This window comes from Stutzerimonas kunmingensis, from assembly GCF_014764705.1.
GTDB lineage: Bacteria > Pseudomonadota > Gammaproteobacteria > Pseudomonadales > Pseudomonadaceae > Stutzerimonas.
Map to the genome: position 1 here is coordinate 150,361 of NZ_JACXXG010000006.1, position 18,134 is coordinate 168,494.

Genomic DNA, 18,134 nt, shown 5'->3' on the forward strand with positions numbered 1-18,134 from the left:
GTAACAAGCGGTTAACTGCACACATTTTGTTGCTTCGAGCGAGGCAACTTTTTCGGGCGACGCTGTCTTAGCTGAGCAATCCGTGCCATGGCCAGGCCGGACTCTAGCCAAGGACAGACAGCCGTGAATTACGACTCCGACGCCGCCGTGCCCCCTGCGGGCTCGGTCTTTGCTGCGCCCGACCCGGCGACCGCCGGCATCGAGCCCGTCACTTTGCATGCCGCGCTGAGCCGCGTGGCGCATGGCGCACCTGATCGATCGGCGGTGCTTTCGACACGCTTCGCGCCGCTGGACCATCGCGGCCTGCAGCAGATGATCGAGCAGACCCGTCGCCAGTTGCGCCTGGCCGGCTTCGGCCGCGACGCGCGCATCGGCGTATTGCTGCCAGAAGCCCCGCAGGCGGCGGTCGCGATCATTGCCGTCGCCTGTTCCGCGGTTGCCGTACCGCTCGATCCGCGCCTCGGCCCGGCCGAACTGGATCAGTTTCTCCAACAGCTGCCGCTCGATGCCCTGCTGATCAGCAGTGACGGCGATCAGCAGGGCCGGGCGGCCGCCGAGCGCCACGGGCTGACGCTGATCAGAGCCGAAGCGGCCGCGGACGGCAGCCCGGCGTTACAGCTCGACATGCCGCTGGCTGCTGCACAGCCGGCCGCCGATGATCTGCCCGAGGCAGACGCTCCGGCGTTCATCCTGCGCAGCTCCGGCACCACGGCGTTGCCCAAGCTGATTCCCTTCACCCATCGCAACATGCTGACTGCCGCCCGCAAGTGGCAGCGCTGGTTCGGCCTGGATGCCAGCGACCGCTGCCTGTGCGTATCGGCGCCCTATTACTCCCACGGGCTGAAGGTCACCATCCTCACGCCGCTGCTCACCGGCGGCAGCGTCGCCTTTCCGCTCAGCCCGGCGGTGGTGGACCTGCACGAGTGGTTCGAAAGCCTGCGGCCGAGCTGGTATTCCGCCGGCCCAGCGTTGCACCGCGCAATTCTCGAAGCGGCCAGCGCGCACCCCGAAGGGTTGGGCACGCAGCGGCCGCGCTTCGCCTCATCCGGCGGCGCGCCGTTGGGACAGGACATCATCGATGCCTTCGAGCAGACCATGGGCTTCCCGCTGCTGGAGCACTACGGCTCCAGCGAGGCCGCGCAGATTGCCGTCAACACCCCGACCGAGCGCAAGGCGGACACGGTCGGTCGGCCCTGGCCGGAAACCCTGAGCATCGTCGACGAGAACGGCATTCCGCTGGCGGCCGGCGAGCGCGGCGAGATCCGCGTGCGTGGCGCGACGGTGATGCCTGGCTATCTCGGCGATGACACGCTCAACCGCGAGGTGCTGCGCGACGGCTGGTTCCACACCGGCGACATCGGCAGCCTCGACGAGGACGGCTTCCTGCGCCTGCATGGACGCCTGCGGGAAGTGATCAACCGCGGCGGCGAGAAGGTCAGCCTGCCGGAAGTCGATGCGGTGCTGTTGCGCCATCCGGCGGTGGCCGATGCAGCGGCGTTCGCCGTGCCGCATCAGCGCCTCGGCCAGGACGTCGCCGCCGCCGTGGTGCTACGCCCTGGCATGCAGGTGGCGTCCGAGGAGCTGCAGCGCTACCTGCGGGGCGAGCTGGTGTACTTCAAGGTGCCGCGGCGCGTGCAGATCATCGAAGCCTTGCCGCGTGGCTTGACCGGCAAGGTGTTGCGGCATCGGCTGGCGGATGCCTACCTCGAGCAGCGCAGCGCGCGGGCCAGGGCCGCGGCGGTGGCCGAGGCGGCGTCCGAACTGGAGCAGCAGGTGCTGGCGCTCTGGCGGCGACTGCTGAAAACCGAGGCGGTCGGCCCGAGCGACAACTTTCTCGATTGTGGTGGTGACTCGCTGCTGGCCACCGAAATGCTTGCCGAGCTGGAGCAGATGCTCGGGCGGGTGATCCCCGAGTCGTTGCTGGTCGAGGCGGAGACTGCCCGCGAGCTGGCAGCACGCCTGGAGAATCTTGCCAACCACATCATTCCGGTCATCGATTTCAACGCTCAGCCAGGGCGCACGCCGTTGTTCTGGTTCCACGGCGATTTCGCCCATGGCGGCTATTACATCCGTCGCCTGGCCCGGCTGCTCGGCCCGCAGCAGCCGCTGACGGCCATCGCTCCGCATGGCATGGACAACGAGCTGATACCAGAGTCGGTGCAGCAGATGGCGCGTGAACGTCTGCCGCCTGATCCTCGCGCGCCAGGCGCAGGGACCGTACCGCATCGGCGGCTACTGCAACGGCGCGCTGGTGGCCTTCGAGGCCGCTCGTTTGCTCATCGAGGCGGGCCATGAGGTGGAGATCGTCGCTCTGATCGATCCGCCCACTGCCAATGTTCGCCCGTGGTCGCGGGCCATCCTGCGTACCCTCGACCGCGTGCTGCCGGACATGCACCTTGCCCGCGCCTACGAGGCGCTCAGCCGTTTCGGTGAAACCAGCAAGTGGCCCTACCCCAAGCGCTTCGCCAACCTGGCCTGGAAGCTGTCGCGGCGCAGCGTGCGCATGGTGCAGCAGCGGCTGGCCGGTCACGTGCCGACACCACCCACCGCGCGTGATCGTGAGGTGCGCGTGCGCTTCCTGCAGTACTCGCTGGTGATGGCGCGCTACCTGCCCCGGCGCATCGACGCGCCGGTGGTGTATTTCTCCGCCGACTACACCAGTCGCGCCTGGCGCGACATGGGTGCGAGCTTCGAGAGTTACGACGTGCTCGGCGGCCATCATCGCTGTGTCAAGGACTACACCGCCTCCATCGCCACGCCGCTGCGCGCGCTGCTGGAGGATCCGGCTGCGGCAATGCCTGGTCAGAGCGGCTTGATGTTGCCGCTGGCCGAGCCGGGCGAGCGCGATGGTCTGGTGCCCTGATCATGCTCGCGTCGACCCCAGCGCTGCCGCGCAACTTCCCGAGTCACCCGGTAACAGGAGTAACCGCATGAAACGCTCGATCGCCACCGTGTCGCTGAGCGGCACCCTGCCGGAGAAGCTGGAGGCCGCCGCGGCGGCTGGATTCGATGGCGTCGAGCTGTTCGAGAACGACCTGCTCTATCACTCCGGCAGCCCGCAGGACATCCGCCGCCTGTGCGAGGACCTGGGCATTGCCGTCACGCTGTTCCAGCCGTTCCGTGATTTCGAGGGTTGCCCGCGGGCGCGCGTGCAGCGCAATCTCGATCGCGCCGAGCGCAAGTTCGACCTGATGCACGAGCTGGGCGTCGACCTGATGCTGCTCTGCAGCAACGTCCAGGCCGATGCGCTGGGCGATAACGAGACACTGGTGGGTGACCTTGGCCAGATCGCCGAGCGCGCCGGTGCACGCGGGCTGCGCGTGGGCTACGAGGCGCTGGCCTGGGGCCGCCACGTGAAGACCTGGCGGCAGGTCTGGTCACTGGTACAACAGGTCGACAATCCTGCACTGGGGGTGATTCTCGACAGTTTCCATACGCTGGCGCTGGGCGATGACCCGAGCGGCATTGTCGATATCCCGGGCAAGCGGATCTTCTTCGTACAGCTCGCCGATGCGCCGCTGCTGGCAATGGATGTACTGCAGTGGAGTCGGCATTTCCGTTGTTTTCCCGGTCAGGGCGAATTCGACCTGGCGGGCTTTCTCGCACCTGTGCTGCAGGCCGGCTACAGCGGCCCGTTGTCGCTGGAGGTGTTCAACGATGGCTTCCGCGCTGCGCCGCCGCGAGGCATCGCCGCTGACGGCCTGCGTGCGCTTCAGCACCTGGAAGAGAAAACCGGGCAACGTCTGAGTGCCTCGAGCAGCCTGGCGGTGGCGCAAACGCTGTTCGCGCCACCGCCGGCACCGCGTTACGAAGGCATCGATTTCCTCGAGTTCGCGGTAGACGAGCCGCACGCCGTGCGCCTCGGCAGCTGGCTGCAGCGTCTTGGCTTCGCCCATGTCGGTCAGCACCGCTCGAAGGATGTGCAGCTGTTTCGCCAGGGCGAGATCAATATCGTGCTCAACGCCGAGCCCTATTCGTTTGCCCACAACTACTTCGAGGCGCATGGCCCTTCGGTGTGTGCAATGGCGCTGAAGATCGACGAAGAGGGGCCGGCGCTGGCGCGTGCCTGCGCCTTTGGCGGCCAGCCCTACCGTGGCCTGATCGGGCCGAACGAGCGGCAGATTCCGGCCGTGCGCGCGCCGGACGGCAGCCTGATCTATCTGCTCGAGTCCGGCGCGCCAGGGCAGAGCAACTACGACATCGACTTTCGCCTGCATGCGGTCGGCCCGAAGGATGCGGGCTTGCGGCGTATCGATCACATGGCTACCGCGCTGCCGGCCGAAAGCCTGGCCAGCTGGGTGCTGTTCTATCGCAGCCTGTTCGATTTCGAGGCCGACAACGAGCTGCTGCTGCCCGATCCCTATGGGCTGATGAAGTGCCGCGCCATGCGTAGCCCCTGCGGCCGCGTCCGGCTGCCGCTGAACACCTCGCAGGATCGCGACACCGTGATCGCCCAGGCGCTGTCCAGTTATCGTGGCGCCGGGGTGCACCACGTGGCGTTCGCCTGCGACGACATCTTCGCCGAGGTCGCCCGGGCGCAGGCGGCCGGGGTGCCGTTGCTGGAAATCCCGCGCAACTACTACGACGATCTGGCGGCGCGGTTCGATTTCGACGACGCGCTGCTCGCCGAACTGGCGCGCTACAACGTGCTCTACGACCGCGATGCCGAGGGTGGCGAGCTGTTCCACGTCTACACCGAACCGTTCGAAGGTCGCTTTTTCTTCGAGATCCTGCAGCGCTGCAATGGCTACGCCGGCTACGGCACCGCCAATGTCGCGGTACGCCTGGCGGCGATGGCCAAGCAATGCCGCCGTTCGGTCTCCGGCACCACCAGCGTCGCCAGCGCCTGCTGAGATGGCGGCGCCCGCGCCGCAAGGCTCCAGCGCCTTGTTTCGGAGCCATCTATATCCGAACTTGCCTCACCGCGCAGGCCACTAGCTCGACGCCGCGAGCGCGATGGTATGATCACGGCCTCGCCGCGCCTACTGCTGATTATTCGCCTTGCGCGGCCGCTGGAGCCCATCGTGCCCACCTCAAAGCCAACCGGCCTGCGTCAATGGATCTGGCGGGCCTTCGTGCGCAGCGCGCTCATCCCACTGGTGCTGGTGGAGACCGCGCTGATCGCGATCTATCTGCTGACCAACAACGCCATTCGCGACGCCCAGGTCGAGCATCTGCGCGAAACCGCGCTCAACGACCTGCAGGCGGCGGTAAGTCTCGAGTCGCGTCTGATCAGCGAGCAGCTAAGCCAGGTCAGCTCCCTGACCCAGTTGTATCGCAATCTCACCGCGCAGGCGCTGCAGAGCGAAGCGCCGCAGCAGACGCCCAATCTGGCCCTGAGCGACGACGGGGTGCGCTACAGCCCAAGCGACGACGGCGGCGCCGCCGTGTTCTATTCCAACGCCACCGCCCCCGAGCGGCATGACCTGCAGAAGATCGCCAGGCTGCGGCAGCTGGAGCCGCTGATGAAGGAGATCGAGGCGCGCAACCCGCTGGTCGCCAGCCTTTACTTCAACAGTTGGGATAGCTTCAACCATATCTATCCGTGGTTCTTCACGCTCGATCAGTACCCGGCGGACATGGATATCCCCAAGTACAACTTCTATTACCTGGCAGACGCCAAGCACAACCCGTCGCGCGGCGTAATGTGGACCGATGTCTACCTCGACCCGGCCGGGCACGGCTGGATGATGTCGGCGACCGCGCCGGTGTACCGCGGCGATTTTCTCGAAGGCGTGGTCGGCATCGACATCACCGTCAGCGGCATCCTCGAGCAGATCGGCCAGGTGCAGGTGCCTTGGGGTGGCTACGCCATGCTGGTCAGCGATGATCTGTCGATCATGGCGCTGCCCGAACCTGGCGAAGCGGATTTCGGCCTGGCCGAGCTGACCGAGCATTCCTATCTTGATGCCATCCGCCGCGAGGTGTTCAAACCGGAGGATTTCCAGCTCGATCGCCGCCCGGAAACCGCTGAACTCGCCGCGGCGATCTCCGGGGCCAGCAGCGGCGTACAGCAGGTGATGCTTGGCGGCCGGCCGCAGCTGGTGGCCTGGACCACTGTGGCGCAGACCGGCTGGCACCTGCTGGCGGTGGTCGATGAGGCCGCGGTATTTCGCCAGACCAATGCCCTGGCGAGCCGTTATCAGCAGATCGGCTATCTGCTGATTGCCGGGTTGGTGCTGTTCTATATCGGTTTCTTCGCCCTCATGTGGCTGCGCGCACGCCAGCTCAGCGGCGCGCTGCTGACGCCCATCGCCGGCATCTCGCGGATGCTCGGCGAGATTGGCGTCGGCCGCTGGCAGCCGCAGCCGGCCGAGTCGCAGATCCGCGAGCTGGACGAAATGTGCCGCCACACCCAGGACATCGGTAGCCGCCTGGCCTATAGCGAGTCCGAGCGCTGGGAGGCGCAACGACGACTGGAACTGGTGCTGGAAAGCGCGACCGAGAGCCTCTGGGAATATGACATGCCCAACCACCGGCTGCGTATACGCGGCGGTATGGGGACGCGCTTCGGCCTGCCGTCGGGGCAGCTCAGCGATAGCGAGTTCCGTCGCCGTATCCACCCCGACGACTTGCCGCAGGCGCTGGCGCAGATCGAACGCGTCAGCCGCGGGCTGCAGCAGCGCTACGAGGCCGAATACCGCTTCGCCGATACCCAGGGCCGCTACCACTGGCTGCTCAGCCGCGGGCGTGTGCTTGAACATGATCCGGATACTGGCGTGGCGAAGATACTCGCCGGTACTCATGTGGATATCGACGCGCTGAAGCGGGTCGAGGAAGAACTACGCGCGGCGACCCTGCAGGCCCAGGCTGCCAGCGAAGCGAAGGGTCGGCTGCTCTCGGGTATCAGCCATGAACTGCGCACGCCGCTCAATGCGATTCTCGGTTTCGCCCAGCTGATGCGCATGGACTGCGACGACGAGAGTCAATCCGAGGCGGCGGAATACCTCGACGAGATCCTGCTTGCCAGCCGCCATCTCAACCAGCTGCTGGGCGAGATTCTCGAGTGGTCCAGCCTGCAGAATGAACCGGCGCAGCTCGAACTGCAGGCGGTGGACGTCTGCAAGCTGATGCGCGAGTGCGCCGAACTGGTCTCGCTCGAGGTTCAGCAACGCGGCCTGCATCTGCAATTGCAGTTGCCGGATGAGCCACTGCAGGTGCTTGCCGAGCCGCGTCGGTTGCGCCAGGTGCTGCTCAACCTGCTGTCCAACGCGATGAAGTACAACGTCCCCGATGGCCACATCAGCCTGCGTACCGAAACCAGCCCGGGGCATGTGCGGCTGTTGGTCGAGGATACGGGATTGGGCATCGAGCCCGCGCAGCAGGCGCAGGTGTTCGAACCCTTCCAGCGGCTCGGGCGCGAGAACAGCATGATCCAGGGCACCGGCATAGGGCTGTCGCTGTGCCTGGAGTTCGCCCGCCTGATGAACGGCCAGCTGGGACTGCACAGCGAACCTGGCGTCGGCAGCCGTTTCTGGATCGAACTGCCACGCCTGGCGCCTGCTGCGCTGCAGTAGCGCGGGGTACTGGCTGGTCACGCCTTGCGCTATACTGCGCGGCTTTCGCGCGGGCGGCCAAGGTCAGTCCGCGACTGTCCAGGCCACGCTCTTTTGCGTGGTTTGTTGTTCTTGACGCGCCCGCGGGCGTCCAATGAGAGGCACGACGATGAGCGCACTGGTAGGCGTGATCATGGGCTCCAAGTCCGACTGGTCCACACTGAGCCACACCGCCGACATGCTGGAAAAGCTGGGCATCCCCCATGAAGTGACGGTGGTGTCCGCCCATCGCACCCCGGACCTGCTCTTCCAGTACGCCGAACAGGCCGAAGCCCGCGGGTTGCGCGTGATCATCGCAGGCGCCGGCGGTGCCGCCCATCTGCCGGGCATGTGCGCCGCCAAGACGCACCTGCCGGTGCTCGGCGTGCCGGTGCAATCCTCGATGCTCTCCGGCGTCGATTCGCTGCTGTCCATCGTGCAGATGCCGGCGGGCGTGCCGGTCGCCACCCTGGCCATCGGCAAGGCCGGCGCGATCAACGCCGCGCTGCTGTCGGCGAGCATCCTCGGTCACGAGTTTCCCGAGTATCACCAGGCACTGAAGAAATTCCGCGACGAGCAGACCCAGACCGTTCTGGACAGCCCGGACCCACGCGTCTGAGCCGACCCTGCCGGCGCGGCGACGCCCGCTGGCGGGTATAAACTTGCTTTCCTGCGCCGCGCGACGCGCGCGCTCGATCTGCCGCCTACTGAAGGGCCGTTGATATGAAAATTGGTGTGATCGGTGGCGGCCAGCTGGGCCGCATGCTGGCCCTGGCGGGCACTCCGCTGGGCATGAGCTTCGCCTTCCTCGACCCGGCACCGGATGCCTGCGCCCAGGCCCTCGGTGAGCACATCCGCGCCGACTACGACGACAAGGACCACCTGCGCCGGCTGGCCGACGAAGTGGATCTGGTGACCTTCGAGTTCGAGAGCGTACCGGCTGAAACCGTGGCCTTTCTCTCGCAGTTCGTGCCGGTCTACCCGAGCGCCGAATCGCTGCGCATCGCCCGTGATCGCTGGTTCGAGAAATCCATGTTCAAGGATCTCGGCATTCCCACCCCGGAGTTCGCCGATATCCAGTCCCAGGCCGATCTAGACGCCGCGGTGGCCAGCATCGGCCTGCCGGCGGTACTCAAGACCCGCACCCTGGGTTACGACGGCAAAGGTCAGAAGCTGCTGCGCAAGCCGGCTGATGTGAGCAATGCCTTCGCCGAACTGGGCAGCGTGCCGTGCATCCTCGAGGGCTTCGTGCCGTTCACCGGCGAAGTCTCGCTGATCGCCGTGCGCGGGCGTGATGGCGAGACCTGTTTCTATCCGCTGGTGCACAACAGCCACGAGAGCGGCATCCTGCGGCTGTCGGTGGCCAGCAGCAACCATCCGCTGCAGGCGATGGCCGAGGACTACGTCGGTCGCGTGCTCAAGCAGCTCGACTATGTCGGCGTGCTGGCCTTCGAGTTCTTCGAGGTCGATGGCGGCCTGAAGGCCAACGAGATCGCCCCGCGCGTGCACAACTCCGGGCACTGGACCATCGAAGGCGCCGAGTGCAGCCAGTTCGAGAACCACCTGCGTGCCGTCGCCGGTCTGCCGCTGGGCTCGACCGCCAAGCTGGGCGAGAGCGCCATGCTCAACTTCATTGGTGAAGTGCCGCCGGTGGAAAAGGTCATCGCCATCGAGGATTGCCATCTGCATCACTACGGCAAGGCCTTCAAGGTCGGACGCAAAGTTGGCCACGCCACCCTGCGCTGCCCCGATCGCGCCACCCTCGACCGGCAGATCACCGCCGTAGAGACGCTGATCCCGCATTTCTGACGCCCGGCCGTCAGGCTTCGGCGAACGGTGACAGAGCCCTCGGGTCCGATTGGTTACCCACCTTTCGGACCTCAGGAGCTTATCCATGGGCATCATCGGCACCATCATCATCGGCCTCATCGTTGGCCTCATCGCGCGTTTCCTCAAGCCCGGCGACGACAGCATGGGCTGGATCATGACCATCCTGCTCGGTATCGGCGGCTCGCTGCTGGCGACCTATGGCGGCCAGGCGCTCGGCCTATACCAGGCGGGCGAAGGCGCAGGCTTTATCGGCGCGGTGGTCGGTGCGATCATCCTGCTGGTGATCTACGGCATGGTCACCAGCCGCAAGCATTGATCCTCCGCGGGGCCGCGCCCTGCGGCCCCGTTCTCTTTTCACGTAGTTGCCTTATGCGCACATTCTTCCTTTCACTGCTCTGCTGCCTCACATTCGCCTCCCACGCCCAGACCGCACCGCCGGAACTCGACTGGCTTGAACTGATGCCGCCCGAGGACCGCCAGGCACTGGAGGAAATGCCCGAGATCGACCACGCGACGCCCGAAGACTTGGGCTTCAGTGATCAGGGCGGGTTGAAGCAGGAGGCTGGTCTGCCCGCGGTGATGTACTCGGCCAAGACCGTCGCCGAACTGAATGGCCGCGAGATCCGTCTGGGCGGCTATCCAGTGCCGCTGGAGAGCGACGCGCGCGGGCGCAGCACCGAATTCTTCCTGGTGCCCTATCCCGGGGCCTGCATCCACGTACCGCCGCCGCCACCGAATCAGATCGTGCTGGTGCGCTACCCGAAGGGCATCGCCCTGGAGGACATCTACGCGCCGCTGTGGGTGGACGGTCGCCTGCAAATCGAGCCGGTCAGCAACGATCTGGCCGATGCCGCCTATGCGCTGGAAGCCGCCGCAGTCGAGCTGGTCGACGAAAGCGACTTCTGAGCCACAGGCAATGACGCTACCCACCGAGATATGTCAGGCGCTGCGCGAGCTTGCCGCGCACACCGATGGCATTGATCGACCGGTCTACCAGGTATTCGAGCGTGATCCGCTGGAGCCAATCATCGGTCTTGGCGACGCCGATGCGCCGCTCTGCTTTTTCGGTCGTGACCCAGGCCGCGAGGAGGTCCGCAGTGGCGAGCCCTTCATCGGCTCCGGCGGGCAGATCGTCCGCCGCGTGCTCTATCGCCACCTGCATGGCGAGCAGATGCCGGATTTCGAGGCGGGGCGGGCGCTGGGGCGGCACTACTTCTGGATCAATACCGTGCCGTACAAGCCGGTCGGCAACAAGGCCTGGTCGATGGCAGTCAAGCGCCGCTTCCATCCGCTGATGCGTCAGTTGCTGGTGGACAACTGGCGCGGGCGGCACATCATCACCCTCGGGCGCGAGGCGTTTCTCTGGTTCGGCATCGACCAGCCGCGTGAGGCGCGCCAGCGTCTGGAAGACTTCTGGCAACGTGAGGATCGTTTCACCGCCAGCCTCGATGTCGAGCTGCAGGACGAACAGGGGCAGGCCCGAACCTTCACCCTGCACCCGCTGCCGCATCCCTCGCCGTTGAACCAGACCTGGTTCAAGCGCTTTCCGGAGCTGCTCGAGGCGCGGCTGCGCCAGCTCGACGAAAAACCAGTCCGTTAGTGGCCTTTGCCAAGTTCAGTTGGTCAATTTCGGCGCCTATGGCCCAATACTGTGTTGCTGCTCCTTACCATAGCCTGGCTATGACTCGTCGCAGCGCCTTGCCTCTCATCCGAACTTACCTCAACCAACCCACCGCACAGGCCGCTAGCCGCTGACCTGATTGCTGATCTGCCCGGCCTGCCAGGCCGCGACATTGCCCAGCGTGGTGCCTGCGATCGCTGCCAGCGCGTCGTCGGTGAGAAATGCCTGATGGGCGGTGACGATCACGTTGGGGAACGACAGCAGCCGCGCCAGCACATCGTCCTGCAGCGGCAGGCCGGAGTGGTCCTCGAAGAACAGCCCGGCCTCTTCCTCGTAGACGTCCAGGCCCAGGTAGCCGAGCTGACCGCTCTTCAGCGCGCCGATCAGTGCTGGCGTGTCGATCAGCGCGCCACGGCCGGTGTTGATCAGCATGGCGCGCGGCTTCATGGTCGCCAGGCTCTGCTGGTTGATCAGGTGACGGGTCTGCTCGGTCAGCGGGCAGTGCAGGCTGACGATATCACTGCTGGCGAGCAGCTCGTCGAGCGCCACATAACGCATGCCGAGGCGCTCCAGTTCCGGGTTGGGGAAGGGGTCGTACAACTGCATCTCACAGCCGAAACCGAGCATGATCCGCGCGAACACGGCGCCGATCTGCCCGCTGCCGACCACGCCGACGCGCTTGCCCACCAGATCGAAACCGGTCAGCCCCTGCAGCGAGAAATTGCCCTCGCGGGTACGGTTGTAGGCCCGTGGCAGGCGCCGGTTGAGTGCCAGGATCAGCGCCACGGTGTGCTCGGCCACCGCATGCGGCGAATAGGCCGGCACCCGTACTACCGGCAGGCCGAGGCGCTGGGCACAGGGCAGATCGACGTGGTTGTAGCCGGCCGAACGCAGGGCGATCAGCCGCGTGCCTCCAGCGGCGAGCCTCTCCAGCACGGGCGCCGACAGCACGTCATTGACGAACGGGCAGACCACCTCAGCGCCCGCGGCCAGCGCCACGGTGTCGGGATCGAGGCGCGATTCGAGGAATTGCAGCTCGAAGCCATGTGCCTGATTGGCGGCTCGGAAGCTGTCACGGTCGTAGGGCTTGCTGCTGAACAGGGTGATACGCATCGGGAGCCTCGCGATAAGGGGCGACTGCCGACAGGGTGCGACAGTTGCCCGCCGCGGCCAAGTCGCTTCTGTCGCCCGATATGACCGCGAGTCGAGGCGGCGGCGCGCATCAGCCCGCGCGCAGCGCCTGCCCCTTGGGCTGGAAGTACAGCGTGCTGCCGCGTCGCACGCCTACCAGGCTGGCGTGGTCATTGCCGACCTCCGCTTCGATCGGCTCGGCCTGTCCGGCAACCTTGAGCGTGACCCGGGTCAGCGCACCAAGCGGGCGGATGTCGCGCACCTCGCCGGCCATGTGCTCGGCGGCGGCTTCACGACTCAGGGAAACCTCATGCGGGCGGAACAGCACACTGCGCTGTTCATCCAGCTGCAGCCGATTGGCGTCGCCGAGAAAGTGGTAGACGAACTCGCTGGCGGGGTTGGCGTAGACCTCCGCCGGCGTGCCGATCTGCTCGATCACCCCCTTGTTCATCACCACGATGCGGTCGGCGACTTCCATTGCTTCTTCCTGGTCATGGGTGACGAACACACTGGTCAGATGCACGTCCTCGTGCAGGCGGGCCAGCCAGCGGCGCAGTTCCTTGCGCACCTTGGCGTCCAGCGCACCGAACGGCTCGTCGAGCAGCAACACCTTGGGCTCCACCGCCAGCGCGCGGGCCAGGGCGATGCGCTGGCGCTGGCCGCCGGAGAGCTGCTCGGGGTAGCGATCGGCGAGCCAGTCCAGCTGCACTAGATTCAGCAACTCGTGAACCTTGGTGGCGATCACCGCTTCGCTCGGCCGCTGCTTCTTTGGCTTCATGCGCAGGCCAAAGGCGACGTTGTCGAACACCGTCATGTGGCGGAACAGTGCGTAATGCTGGAAGACGAAGCCGACGTTGCGGTCGCGCACATCGCGGCTGGAAACGTCCTCGCCATGGAAGACAATGCTGCCATTGTCCGGCGTTTCCAGCCCGGCGATGATGCGCAGCAGGCTGGTCTTGCCGCAGCCGGACGGGCCGAGCAGGGCGACCAGCTCGCCGCTCTGGATGTGCAGGTTGATGGCGTTCAATGCCTGGAACTGGCCGAAACGCTTGTTGATGTTGCTGATCTCGATCGACATGGTCAGTCCTCGGCGTTGGCGTGCAGGCGGGCGATACGCGACTCGCTCCACTGCTTGAGCAGCAGGATCACCAGCGCCAGAGCCAGCAGCAGGCTGGCCACGCTGAACGCGGCGACGTGGTTGTATTCGTTGTAGAGAATCTCGACGTGCAGCGGCAGGGTGTTGGTCAGCCCGCGGATATGCCCGGAGACCACCGACACCGCGCCGAACTCGCCCATTGCCCGCGCGGTGCAGAGCACCACGCCGTAGATCAGGCCCCATTTGATGTTCGGCAGCGTGATGTGCCAGAACATCTGCCAGCCGCTGGCGCCGAGCAGCCGCGCGGCTTCTTCCCCGGTGCTGCCCTGTTCCTGCATCAGCGGGATCAGCTCACGGGCGACGAAGGGCACGGTGACGAACAGCGTCGCCAGGACGATGCCCGGCACGGCGAAGACGATCTGGATATCGCGATCACTCAGCCACTCGCCGAAATAGCCCTGGGCGCCGAACAAGAGCACGTAGATCAGGCCGGCGATGACCGGGGAGACCGAGAACGGCAGGTCTATCAGGGTCACCAGCAGGCTCTTGCCGCGGAACTCGTACTTGCTCACGCACCAGGCGGCGGCGACGCCGAACACCATATTGAGCGGCACCGAGATGCCCACGGCGAGCAGGGTGAGCTTGAGCGCGGCCAGGGCGTCGGGCTCGAAGATCGCGTCGAAGAAGGTGCCGAAGCCCTGCTTCAAGGCCTCGCTGATGACGATCAACAGGGGCAGCAGCAGGAACAGCGGGAACACCAGCCAGGCGGCAATGATCAGCAGCCGACGACCAAGGGCGCTGCCGCGCCGCGTTGCATTGGCGGTGCCAGTAGCAGTCACCGATAGGGAAGCGGAAGTCATGTCGGTGGCCTCTTCACGAACGCGCAATGCGGCGCTGCAACAGGTTGATGAGCAGCAGCAGGACGAACGACACCACCAGCATCAACACGCCAATGGCCGTAGCGCCGGTGTAGTCGTACTGATCCAGCTTGACCATGATCAGCAGCGGCAGGATTTCAGTCTTCATCGGCATGTTGCCGGCGATGAAGATCACCGAGCCGTACTCGCCGACGCCGCGGGCGAACGCCAGGGCGAAACCGGTCAGCCAGGCGGGCAGCAGCGCCGGCAGCAGCACGTGGCGAACCACCTGCGACGGACGCGCGCCGAGGCAAGCTGCGGCTTCTTCCACTTCACCGGGTATGTCGGCCAGCACCGGCTGGATCGTGCGCACCACGAAGGGCAGGGTGACGAACGTCAGCGCCAGGGTGATGCCCAGCGGGCTATAGGCGATCTTGAAGCCCAGCTGCGTAGCGAACTGGCCGATCGGCCCGTTCGGCGCATACAGCGCGGTGAGGGCAATGCCAGCCACCGCGGTCGGCAGGGCGAACGGTAGGTCGATCATCGCCTCGATGATCTTGCGGCCGGGGAAACGGTAGCGCACCAGTACCCAGGCCAGCAGCGTGCCGATGACGCCATTGAGCACGGCGGCAGCAAAGGCGGTACCGAAGCTCAGCTTGAGCGCCGCCAGCACGCGCGGCGCGCTGACGATGGCTATGAACTGTGCCCAGCTGAGTTCGGTGGTCTTGAGAAACAGCGCACCCAGGGGAATCAGCACCAACAGGCTGAGGTACACCAGGGTGTAGCCCAGCGTCAGCCCGAAGCCGGGTATGACGGAGGTAGATCGGGACATGGACGTTGCCTTTATTCGAGCGACTGGCGTGACGAGCGCAGCCTGTAGGGTGGAAGTCGCCTTTCACTTCCACCATCGTTCCGGGTGGGAGCGATGGTGGATCGGTGAAGCGCGATCCACCCTACGAAGCCACGGCTTACTGCGTCTGGTAGATCTGGTCGAAGATGCCACCATCATTGAAGAACTTCGGCTGCGCGGCCTTCCAGCCACCAAAATCCCCGTCGATGGTGACCAGCTTTAGCGCCGGGAACTGATCCTTGAATTCGGCCGCCACGGCCTCGTTGCGTGGCCGGTAGAAGTTCTTCGCAGCGATGCGCTGGCCTTCCTCGCTGTACAGGTAGTTCAGGTAGGCCTCGGCGACTTCACGGGTGCCCTTGCGCTCGACGTTCTTGTCCACCACGGCCACCGGCGGCTCGGCGAGGATCGACAGCGACGGCGCGATGATCTCGAAGTCTTCACCGCCCTGTTCCTTCAGGGCCAAAAAGGCCTCGTTCTCCCAGGCCAGCAGCACGTCGCCGATGCCATTGTTGACGAAGGTGACGGTCGAGCCGCGGGCGCCGGTGTCCAGTACGGGCACGTTCTTGTACAGCGTCCCGACGAATTCCTGTGCTTGTTCCTCAGTGCCGAACTTCTGCTGCGCGTAGGCCCAGGCGGCAAGGAAGTTCCAGCGTGCGCCGCCGGAGGTCTTCGGGTTCGGCGTGATCACCTCGACGCCCGGCTTGACCAGGTCGTCCCAGTCCTTGATGCCTTTCGGGTTGCCCTTGCGCACCAGGAAAACAATGGTCGAAGTGTAGGGGGTGCTGGCGTCCGGCAAACGGGTCTGCCAATCCTCGGGGATCAGCTTGCCGAGGCGATGCAGCTCATCGATATCGCCAGCCAGGGCCAGCGTCACCACATCGGCGCGCAGACCATCGATGACGGCACGGGCCTGCTTGCCGGAGCCGCCATGGGACTGCTGGACCTTGATCGGCTCATGGCCCTGGGCCTGCCAGTGCTTGTTGAAGGCGTTGTTGAATTCCACATAGAGCTCGCGCGTCGGATCGTAGGACACGTTGAGCAGGGTATCGGCGGCCAGTGCGGGGCCGGCGAACAGCGCGCTCGCCAGGGCGGCGAGGGCGAAGCGACGAATGGACATGGTGCAGCTCCTGAAAAAACTAATTTGGTATGTGTTGGCGCTTCAGGGGCGGTCGCTGAAATCACGCTGGAAGACAGGCAGGGCGAGGCAGAAGCAGCCTGGCGGGTTGCAACCTGGTCTAGCTGTGTCAGGCGGTTTTCAGTGACTCGATTAGCTCCGCATTCGCGGACGACAGCTGCAGTGCCGGTGCGTGTTCATGGTCTCGGCTCGTTTCACGGTCACGCCCTCCGGTGGTCCAGTCGGGCTGATGGATGGGGTAGTCGGGGGGTCAGGCGTTCTTGCCGGTCGGCTGCAGGCGGAACTTCTCCTTGCGCTCGATCTGCACGACCTGACCGTTGTGCACGGTGATTTCAACCGAGCCGAACTTGAGGCCGCTCAGGGCACTGTGGATCTCGCGCAGGATGCTGGCTTCGTCCTGCCCCTCGAGGTTGCGAATGGTCGCGGTCATTGCTGTTCTCCGTGAAAGCCTTTCGTGACGACCGGAACGGCCGTAGCCAGCAAGGCGTGGAGCGGATCATAGGTGCGGGCGAAATATTCTTAAAAATATTGTTTAAGAACATTTATAGACTCTTATGGAATAAGAAAGCGGTTCGTTATCAGATGATTTGATAGATTTAAAAAGAATAAATAAAGAATTCGTTATTCTTTTTAAGTGGGTCTATCTGCTGTCTAGACTGGCCACCATGAATCACAGGAGGCGCCGATATGCGCAGCATCCGTTATCTGATCGTGCCGGGCTGGCACGGCTCGCCCGATGAGCACTGGCAGAGCCATTGGCAACGCACCCTGCCGGGCAGCGCCCGAGTGGAGCAGCAGGACTGGCTCCTTCCGCGTCGCGAAGACTGGGTCGCCGAGCTGCAGCGCAGCATCGCCGCTCATGACGATCCGGTCATTCTGGTGGCGCACAGCCTGGGCTGCATCACGGTTGCGCACTGGGCGGCGCAGGCGCCTGCGCCGCTGCTGCAACGGGTGCGCGGCGCCCTGCTGGTGGCACCCGCGGATGTCGAACGCAGCGGCTGCCCGGAACCCTTGCGCAACTTCGCCCCGATCCCCCGCCAGCCTTTGCCATTCGCCAGCCTGCTGATCGGCTCGGACAACGACACTGCCGCCAGTGCCGCGCGTGCCGTCGAGATGGGCCACGCCTGGGGCAGCGAGACCACGATCCTGGCTGGTGCCGGACATATCAACGTGGCCTCCGGACATCGGCGCTGGGAGCAGGGCTTCGCCAGCCTGTACCGCTTGCAGAGCCGGATCGAGCGACAGGCGCAACGGCGCGCCTGAATCGCTATCAACCAACGCAGCACCCACGCAAGAAAGGAGAACGAAGATGAGTATCCGCCTCGGCGATATCGCCCCCGATTTCGAACAGGATTCCAGCGAAGGCCGCATCCGCTTCCACGAGTGGCTGAGTGACAGCTGGGGTGTGCTGTTCTCGCACCCGGCCGACTTCACCCCGGTGTGCACCACCGAACTGGGCTTCACCGCCAAGCTGAAGGACGAGTTCGCCAAGCGCAACGTCAAGGCCATCGCCCTGTCCGTGGACCCGGTGGATTCGCACATCAAGTGGATCGACGACATCAACGAGACGCAGAACACCCGCGTCAACTTCCCGATCCTGGCTGATGCCGACCGCAAGGTCTCCGAGCTGTACGACCTGATTCATCCCAATGCCAGCGACACCCTGACGGTGCGCTCGTTGTTCGTCATTGATCCGAACAAGAAGGTGCGGCTGACCATCACCTACCCGGCGAGTACCGGGCGCAACTTCCACGAGATCCTGCGGGTGATCGACTCGTTGCAACTGACCGACAACCACAAGGTCGCGACCCCGGCCAACTGGCAGGACGGCGACGAGGTGGTGATCGTGCCCTCGCTCAAGGATGAAGAGGAGATCAAGCAGCGCTTTCCCAAGGGCTATCGCGCGGTCAAGCCGTACCTGCGCCTGACCCCGCAACCTAACCGCTGAGCGAGGCGCCGCCGGCATCGTCACCTCGGTGATCACCACCCGCTCGGTGCGCGAGCTGGAGCTGCAGGCCGGCAGCGAGGTGATCGCCTTCGTCAAATCCACCAAAGTGTCGATCGTCAAGCTGTAGCGGA

Annotated in this window: 15 protein-coding genes and 2 pseudogenes; 11 read left to right on the forward strand and 6 right to left on the reverse strand. The window is 65.2% G+C overall.

Going from position 1 to position 18,134, the window contains the following annotated elements:
- Positions 1 to 123: 123 nt before the first annotated feature.
- The 8 genes and pseudogenes from IEG05_RS07925 (at position 124) to IEG05_RS07960 (ending at position 10,965) form a co-directional block, all read left to right on the forward strand.
- Positions 124 to 2,863: pseudogene (locus IEG05_RS07925) on the forward strand (AMP-binding protein).
- Positions 2,864 to 2,930: 67 nt separating this feature from the next.
- Complete coding sequence (locus IEG05_RS07930; protein ID WP_191121860.1) at positions 2,931 to 4,853, forward strand: bifunctional sugar phosphate isomerase/epimerase/4-hydroxyphenylpyruvate dioxygenase family protein; 1,923 nt, start codon at positions 2,931 to 2,933, stop codon at positions 4,851 to 4,853.
- A 171-nt stretch (positions 4,854 to 5,024) separates the two neighbouring features.
- Positions 5,025 to 7,517, forward strand: a complete 2,493-nt coding sequence (locus IEG05_RS07935) for an ATP-binding protein (RefSeq protein WP_191121861.1) — start codon at positions 5,025 to 5,027, stop codon at positions 7,515 to 7,517.
- A gap of 148 nt (positions 7,518 to 7,665) precedes the next feature.
- Entirely contained in the window at positions 7,666 to 8,154 is a 489-nt protein-coding gene (purE, locus tag IEG05_RS07940; RefSeq protein ID WP_014822018.1) for a 5-(carboxyamino)imidazole ribonucleotide mutase, read from the forward strand.
- Positions 8,155 to 8,258: 104 nt separating this feature from the next.
- Complete coding sequence (locus IEG05_RS07945; RefSeq protein WP_191121862.1) at positions 8,259 to 9,344, forward strand: 5-(carboxyamino)imidazole ribonucleotide synthase; 1,086 nt, start codon at positions 8,259 to 8,261, stop codon at positions 9,342 to 9,344.
- Between the two features lie 85 nt (positions 9,345 to 9,429).
- Positions 9,430 to 9,681, forward strand: a complete 252-nt coding sequence (locus IEG05_RS07950) for a GlsB/YeaQ/YmgE family stress response membrane protein (RefSeq protein WP_003297756.1) — start codon at positions 9,430 to 9,432, stop codon at positions 9,679 to 9,681.
- A 53-nt stretch (positions 9,682 to 9,734) separates the two neighbouring features.
- Complete coding sequence (locus IEG05_RS07955; RefSeq protein ID WP_046618072.1) at positions 9,735 to 10,271, forward strand: DUF3299 domain-containing protein; 537 nt, start codon at positions 9,735 to 9,737, stop codon at positions 10,269 to 10,271.
- 10 nt (positions 10,272 to 10,281) lie between these two features.
- Complete coding sequence (locus tag IEG05_RS07960) at positions 10,282 to 10,965, forward strand: uracil-DNA glycosylase family protein (RefSeq protein WP_191121863.1); 684 nt, start codon at positions 10,282 to 10,284, stop codon at positions 10,963 to 10,965.
- Between the two features lie 144 nt (positions 10,966 to 11,109).
- Here IEG05_RS07960 and IEG05_RS07965 read toward each other — a convergent pair whose 3' ends face one another.
- The 6 genes from IEG05_RS07965 to oscA all read right to left on the reverse strand — a co-directional run bounded on the left by IEG05_RS07965 (position 11,110) and on the right by oscA (position 16,485).
- A complete protein-coding gene (locus IEG05_RS07965; RefSeq protein ID WP_046618070.1) occupies positions 11,110 to 12,099 on the reverse strand; it encodes a 2-hydroxyacid dehydrogenase in 990 nt (329 codons plus the stop codon).
- A 109-nt stretch (positions 12,100 to 12,208) separates the two neighbouring features.
- Positions 12,209 to 13,195, reverse strand: a complete 987-nt coding sequence (locus IEG05_RS07970; RefSeq protein ID WP_046618069.1) for a sulfate/molybdate ABC transporter ATP-binding protein — start codon at positions 13,193 to 13,195, stop codon at positions 12,209 to 12,211.
- A gap of 2 nt (positions 13,196 to 13,197) precedes the next feature.
- Positions 13,198 to 14,073, reverse strand: coding sequence for a sulfate ABC transporter permease subunit CysW (gene cysW / locus IEG05_RS07975; protein WP_046618068.1), 876 nt, complete (start codon positions 14,071 to 14,073; stop codon positions 13,198 to 13,200).
- Positions 14,074 to 14,086: 13 nt separating this feature from the next.
- On the reverse strand, positions 14,087 to 14,902 hold the full coding sequence (cysT, locus tag IEG05_RS07980; protein WP_046618067.1) for a sulfate ABC transporter permease subunit CysT: 816 nt from the start codon (positions 14,900 to 14,902) through the stop codon (positions 14,087 to 14,089).
- 136 nt (positions 14,903 to 15,038) lie between these two features.
- Positions 15,039 to 16,037 (reverse strand): sulfate ABC transporter substrate-binding protein, encoded by a 999-nt coding sequence (locus IEG05_RS07985; RefSeq protein WP_046618066.1) that lies wholly within the window; start codon positions 16,035 to 16,037, stop codon positions 15,039 to 15,041.
- Between the two features lie 268 nt (positions 16,038 to 16,305).
- Positions 16,306 to 16,485, reverse strand: a complete 180-nt coding sequence (oscA, locus tag IEG05_RS07990; RefSeq protein ID WP_011911457.1) for a sulfur starvation response protein OscA — start codon at positions 16,483 to 16,485, stop codon at positions 16,306 to 16,308.
- Between the two features lie 257 nt (positions 16,486 to 16,742).
- On the opposite strand from oscA, the gene IEG05_RS07995 reads away from it, so the two are divergent.
- The 3 genes and pseudogenes from IEG05_RS07995 to IEG05_RS08005 all read left to right on the forward strand — a co-directional run.
- Positions 16,743 to 17,318, forward strand: a complete 576-nt coding sequence (locus tag IEG05_RS07995) for an RBBP9/YdeN family alpha/beta hydrolase (RefSeq protein WP_046618065.1) — start codon at positions 16,743 to 16,745, stop codon at positions 17,316 to 17,318.
- A 46-nt stretch (positions 17,319 to 17,364) separates the two neighbouring features.
- Positions 17,365 to 18,003, forward strand: a complete 639-nt coding sequence (locus tag IEG05_RS08000; RefSeq protein ID WP_046618064.1) for a peroxiredoxin — start codon at positions 17,365 to 17,367, stop codon at positions 18,001 to 18,003.
- A 7-nt stretch (positions 18,004 to 18,010) separates the two neighbouring features.
- Positions 18,011 to 18,130: pseudogene (locus IEG05_RS08005) on the forward strand (TOBE domain-containing protein); the annotation flags it as partial.
- Between the last annotated feature and the right edge of the window lie 4 nt (positions 18,131 to 18,134).